Source organism: Streptomyces sp. SID12501 (genome assembly GCF_010550245.1).
In the GTDB taxonomy this organism is placed as follows: Bacteria; Actinomycetota; Actinomycetes; order Streptomycetales; family Streptomycetaceae; genus Streptomyces.
The window spans coordinates 1-495 of the sequence record NZ_JAAGLU010000476.1; the positions used below are offsets into that span (position 1 = coordinate 1).

The 495-nt window shown below is 73.1% G+C and carries 1 protein-coding gene; it reads right to left on the reverse strand.

The features are described from left to right. Window positions 1-66 precede the first annotated feature (66 nt). The coding region (locus G3I71_RS46855; protein WP_369335587.1) for an ABC transporter permease at window positions 67-495 on the reverse strand (429 nt) is incomplete at its 5' end.

The following is a 495-nucleotide window of genomic DNA, read 5'->3' on the forward strand; positions in this document are numbered from 1 at the left end:
GCAGCACCGGACCCGCGCCGATGCCCGGCGCCTGACCCCGCGGGGCGGCACCGGGCACCGGTGGCGTCAGGCTGCGCGGACCCGTGGGGCGGACGACCTGCGCCGCAGCGCGATCGCCTGGATCACCACGACCGCGAGGATGAACAGGCCGCGGATCACGTTCTGCAGGTACGTGTTGATCTCCAGGCCCATGCCGTTGACGTAGTTGAGGATCTGGAACACGATCGCGAGCAGCGCGACGCCCGAGATGGTCGCGCTGACCGAGCCCCGCCCGCCGCTCAGGAGCGTGCCGCCCAGGACGACCGCGGCGATGGCCGTCAGCTCCCAGCCCTGCGCCTCGAGCGGGTTCCCGGTCGTCGTCTTGGCCAGCAGGAACGCGCCCGCGAGGCCCGACAGCGCACCCGACACCACGAACACGGCGATCTGGATGCGCCCGGCCCGCAGGCCCATCATCTCGGCGGACCGACGGTCGCCGCCGACGGCCAGCACGTGCGT